The 5233-nt window shown below is 57.6% G+C and carries 3 protein-coding genes; all 3 read right to left on the bottom strand.

All coding sequences use genetic code 11. The features are described from left to right. The coding region (locus NZM04_03450) for a hypothetical protein (protein ID MCS7063095.1) at nucleotides 1-3038 on the bottom strand (3038 nt) is incomplete at its 3' end. Then, nucleotides 3035-4078 carry a hypothetical protein gene (locus NZM04_03445; GenBank protein MCS7063094.1) on the bottom strand — a complete coding sequence of 348 codons (1044 nt, stop codon included), beginning with the start codon at nucleotides 4076-4078 and terminating at the stop codon, nucleotides 3035-3037. The genes NZM04_03450 and NZM04_03445, both read right to left, overlap by 4 nt. A gap of 6 nt (nucleotides 4079-4084) precedes the next feature. Further along, a complete protein-coding gene (cmr1, locus tag NZM04_03440; GenBank protein ID MCS7063093.1) occupies nucleotides 4085-5128 on the bottom strand; it encodes a type III-B CRISPR module RAMP protein Cmr1 in 1044 nt (347 codons plus the stop codon). Between the last annotated feature and the right edge of the window lie 105 nt (nucleotides 5129-5233).

The raw sequence follows: 5233 nt of genomic DNA, 5'->3' as shown, positions 1-5233 counted from the left end.
CGGGCGCCGTGGGGGGCGGGCGGGCGGGGGGGGGGCACGGGCTGGGGCCGGGCGGGGCAGCGGGGGGCAGGTGCGGCGACGCGGCAGGGCCCCCCGACGAGGGGGGCCTGGATGAAAATTTCAGTGCCTTTAGAGGTTTCAGTGTTTTTAATGAGGTCGTTGATGTGGCGGTAGATGATATTATCGGGGTCGTCGGGGAGGGAGAAGTCGTTTGGGGCTTTGTGGCTGGGGTTGATGACGCGGAGGTAGGAGTAGAAGAGATCGCTTTGGGAGGTGTTGATTGGGATGGGAGGGGAGGTGATGTGGCGGCCGGTGGAGGAGGACTTGAGGTGGAGGGTGACGGTGTGGGGTGAGGCGGAGTGGTTGTGGGTGATCTTTTGGATGGTGAAGGTTTCGGTGTGTGGGTCTTGGGATGGGGAGTGGTTGGGGGAGGGGGAGGAGTTGGGGGATGGGGATGAGGCGAGGAGGGATGAGGGGAGGGTGAAGGATGGGTTGTGGAGATTGGCTTCGAGGGAACGGATGGCTTCGAGGACGATGGTGAGGGGCTGTGCGTAGTCGAATGCGACGAGGGCGATGCGGAGGGGGAGTGCGTCCCAGACGCGGGCGAAGGTTTGTTGCCATTTTGTGTAGGCGGCTTGGATGCATTGGTGGGCGTTTTCGAGGGGGAGGAGGATGCGGAAGCGGTGCGGGGAGAGGTCGAGTGGGATGATGGGGACGTAGGTGGCGAGGTGGGAGAGGGTTTGGGTGGGGGTTGAGGCGGCGCTGAAGGTGAGGAGGATGGGGGTAGTGGAGTTGTCTTCGGGGGTGAGGGGGATGGGTTTGTGGAGGAGCTTGGGTTGTGGGTCGTTTGGGCCGAGGTGGGCGAGGTTGGAGGTGGTGAGGAAGGATTTTTGTTCGGGGAGGTAGAGGAGGCTGATGGGGGCGCCGTTGAGATTGCCGCGGAGGAGGTGTTGGTCGGGGCGAAGGGATGGGGTGGAGGTGGGGGTGAGGAGGAGGCGTTGGGTGCGGTGTTGGGGAAGGGTTTTGGGGATTTCTTGGCGGAGGTGGTTGAGGAGGTCGATGAAGAAGTCTTCGGCTTCACGCCAGAATCGGTAGATGCGGCCTGGGGAGGGGAGTTTGGAGAGGAGTGGGTGGAGGATCCATTTGGCGCGTTGGGTGATGTTGAGTCGGTCGTAGGAGGGGGCTTGGGAGCGGTCTTCGACAATTAGTCGGAAGAAATCGGGGATGCTTTGGCAGTGGCGATATGCGTTGCTGAGGAATTTGAGAAGGGGCTCATTTTTATTGAAAGGGTTTTCTGGCGGTTGGTGGTCGGGTGGGATGAGGCGTTGGATGTAACGGACAAAAGTTTCGTAGGAGATGGTAGAGGAGTCGGGGGTTTGATGGGGAGCTGAGGGATTTTGGGTTGAGGTTGGTTGGGTGGTGGGATTTGTTTTTTGGAGGGAGGTGAGGGTGGAGTAGGCTTGGTTTAGGCTGGGGTCATTGCGCAAACGTTCATTTAAAATGGAGATAGGGAGGGAGCGGAGGCTATCGAGGTGTGTGCCGGAGAGCCAGGGGTCGAGGTTGAGGGAGAGGGAGAGGAGGGCGATGCGGTTGTGGGAGTCGGCGAGTTCTTGGAACCAGATGGTGTCGGAGGAGTTGTAGGGGGTGGGGTGGGGGATGGAGTGGTGTTTTGGGGCATTGAGCCAGTCGAGGAGCCGATTTTGTCTGCGGCTGAGGCAGATTGAGCAGGGTGTGGATTTATCGGAGGGGTTGTTGTTGTAGCGGACTTGGCAGATGGGACAGATGTGGCCGGCAGAGGAGGCGGAGGAGGGGGAATTGCGGGAGTTAGTTTCAGAGATAGACCAGTGGCGGTGGACTGGTGTGCGGGTGATGTGGCGTGCGCTGGAGATTTCGTGGATGATGTGGGTGAGGGATCGCTTGGGGTTGCTGATGCGGACGTAGGGAGGGGTTTCGAGGTTGAGGGATTGGGCGTAGTGGTCGATTTTTTGGGTGATCAGGGATTGGAGAGGCTCGAGCCATTGTGGTGTGGATGGGGAGGGGTTGTTTGAAGGGTGGGTGAGGACGAACTCGCTTGGGAAGGAGAAGATGAGTGTGGAGGAGTCGCGGTAGAGGAGGGAGCCGATGGCGAGTTCGACTTCGATGAGGGTGGAGACTTGGGCGAAGAATTCATGGATGGATTGGAGGGCGCCAGTCCAGTCGCCGATTTTGATGGCGCGGGTTTCGTAGGGGTCGGTGTTGAGGGAGACGGTGAGGAGGCGCGAATGGACAGCGGGACGCTCGATTGGGGCATCGGTGAGGGAGAGGTCGTTGAGGATGGCGCTGGCGACGGCGCTTTTGAAGAGTGCGGCGGTGACGTAGGATTGGTCCCAGAGGGTGATGTCGTTGTTGGGGAGGCGCGTCTCGGAGAGGGTGGCGAGGAAAGTCTTTCGGAGGTGGGAGTTGGGACCGATGGCGTCTTCGCGCCATTGGGTCCAGTGATGGGTGTGGGTGTGGGGGGAGGTGCAGAGGGAAGTGAGGTCGTTGAAGATTTTTTGGATGGCTGCGAGTGTTTTTTCCCAGCCTTGGTCGGAGATGATTTCGATGGGGGGAGAGGCGAGTTTGGTTTTGGGGGTGCCGAAGGGGGAGGCGAGCCAGCAGTCGTTGGGGTTTTGTTTGAGGAAATCGAATGGGGTGTTTTTTTCAATGCCGGAGGTGATGCCGTGTGTGTCGTTTATGAGGTGGATGATCCAGGGTGGATTGTTAAACCGGCCGACGGCTTTTTCGTAGAGTTCTTGGATAGGGATGGTGGAGAAAATTTTGAGAGGGGAGGAGTTGGGTAGCTGGCTGATTGTTTCCTGGAGATTGCTCCAGGGGATTGTGTCGGGGGTGTCGCGCCAGAACTTGAATTCTTCTTTTGAGAAAAACGAATGGCGGGCTTTGCCGGCTTGATGAGTCCAGCCGATGGCTTCACAGGTGAGGAAGAGCGGGCGGTGGTGGATGAGTTTTTTTTCGAGTTCGGTGGGTTGAGTGGAGGTTGGTGAGGGGTGTGGAGGGGTCATTTTTGGTTGAAGATGGGGTGGGAGGATTGTTTGAGTTTTTCGATGAGGGAGGTTGGGGATTGATCCTCGAGCTTGTGGTTGGATTTATCAGCGGAGGTGAAGAAGGCGTAGGATTTTGTAATTTCGGCAGTTCCCCAGCCTGCGGTGCGTTTGGCGGAGAATCCGTAGGTGGTGAGGAGTTTTTCGATGGCGAGGAGGAGGTGTTCGATGGCTTGGTGTGGAGGGAGTTTATCAGGAGGGAGCGGGCGCGGGGCGTAGAGGAGGCGGAAGATTCCGTTATGGTCTGGTGGGACGACTTCATAGATGATGGGGAGACGGCCGGCTCGAGTGGCGCGGGAATGGGGGTTGATGCATTCGAAGCTTACGCGCGAGAACCACGTGGGGTAGAAGTGGAGGGCGCCTTGTGTGAACTCCTCGGATTCTGCTTTTGAGTGGCCGAAGAGGTGGGTGATCCAGGTGGAGGTTTGGTGGGGGGGAGGGTTGGCGGGGGATTGGGAGGAGAGGAGGTGTTGGTAGGTCCAACGGAGGAGGCCTTTCCATGCTGCAGCGCTCATGAAGGGGAGGGCGAAGAGTCGGTCGCGGCGGATGGGATTGTCGAGGACGTGGAAGACGCGGTCGTCTTTGGAGAACCAAGGGGTGGTGAGAGTGAAATTGATTTGCAAGGCGAGCCAGCGGGGGGAGGGGAGCGTATGGGGGGCTTGGGAAGTGAAGGTGGGGAGATTCGGAGGTCTGATTAGGCCGCGTATAAGCTCGTCCATGTAGTGATCGCGACTCTTGTTGCGATTTTCTCGTCCCGCTGAGGATTCGACGGGGGATTGATAGAAGCGAAACGATTGGGTGTAGAGGATGTTTTGGTATTTTTGAATGGAAAGGGGATCCAGTCGAGTGGGGGATTGATTGGAGCTGGGGCGGTGCTGCCGACGACTTGAGAAGTGATGAGTCTGCTGGTGGTGGTTTCTCTCTTGATGGTGGGGGAGGGTGAAATTTGCGCAGAAGTAATCGCAGATTGTTGTGTGGGTTGAGGAGTGGCTATTGGGCATAGGTTTTTAGTGGGATGGAGTGGATTGGCTTAGGAGAGTGTCGAGGATTTGTTCGCCTCTGAGGATTTTGAAATTGCGATTCCATATCTCTTCGAGGGTATCTTTGATAGATCCGAAGTGCTTATCATCTTGAGCGAAGCCGTATGTGCGGGCGTGGCCTGGGGTTTTGAAGCTGAAGACTTTTTTGCTTTGCCGTATATCACCCGCAAGCCAGGAATTCTTGCCATCATTTTGCGATTCTTGCCATCTGAATCTTGCGTTAGGCTTTTTTTCGGGGATGCCAAGGAGGCGATTGAAGGTGGAGGTGTCGGAATCGATTCGGGTGAGGTATTTTTCTTTGACGAACCAGAAATTTTTTAAAGAGGCCCAGGAGAAGGCTGAGTCGTTGAAGGAGTGGTGCCAACGGGATGGTTGGAGGTATTGCTTGAGGTCATTTAGTGTTTTGCCGGGGGTGCCGAGGTTGGGGGAGGTTTCGAGGGTGATGAGGCCGTAGTCTTTGTGGTGGTCGATGTCGGCGCGGTCTTGCTCATCGGAGGGTTTGAGGACGGTTTTGGCGCCGATGGCGGCATAATGGGCGATGAATTTTAGGGTGAGGTCGAGGAGGGACCATTCTTCTGGGCAGATGGGGCGGAGCTGGATGAAACGGAGGGTGAAGCATAGGTCGGGTTGAATTTGTTTGGTGATGATTTTTTGGTTGTTGTCGAGGATGAGGAGGCGGAATTTTCTGGACCAGTTGGTGCAGCCGAAGAGCTCGCAGACGACGCAGTGGTGGCGGGGGTCTTTGGGTTTTTTGTTTGGATCTGGGCAATGGGAAGAGTCGGTGGGGTCGCAGGGTTTTCCGCCGAGTCCGCGGACGATGACTTCGAACCACCAGCGGATGGATCCGAGGATGCCAGTGGGGATGAGACGCAAGGGTTCTCGATTGACGTTTCCGGTGTAAATAGATGTGACGGCTGTGAAGGTCCAGTCGAAGTGGAGGGGTGAGGGCAGCGTGGTCGTGGGCTGCGTCGTTTGTGTGTTGTGGGGTGAGCTGGTGAGACTGGGGGGCATGGGGTGGGGCTGTCGGGTGCTTTTGGGGCGGGGGGTGGAGGTGTTGAGGTCTATGGTGGCAGGGGTGGTGTGGGGGTGGGGAGGGGGGTTAGGTGGCTAGGTGTT

The organism is Candidatus Methylacidiphilales bacterium (genome assembly GCA_025056655.1).
GTDB lineage: Bacteria > Verrucomicrobiota > Verrucomicrobiia > Methylacidiphilales > JANWVL01 > JANWVL01.
This window is presented reverse-complemented; position numbering and strand designations above follow the sequence as displayed.

Coding starts and splice junctions, on each gene's coding strand:
- NZM04_03445 (MCS7063094.1), bottom strand. CDS start 4,078: ATGCCCAATAGCCACTCCTCAACCCACACAACAATCTGCGATTACTTC.
- cmr1 (MCS7063093.1), bottom strand. CDS start 5,128: ATGCCCCCCAGTCTCACCAGCTCACCCCACAACACACAAACGACGCAG.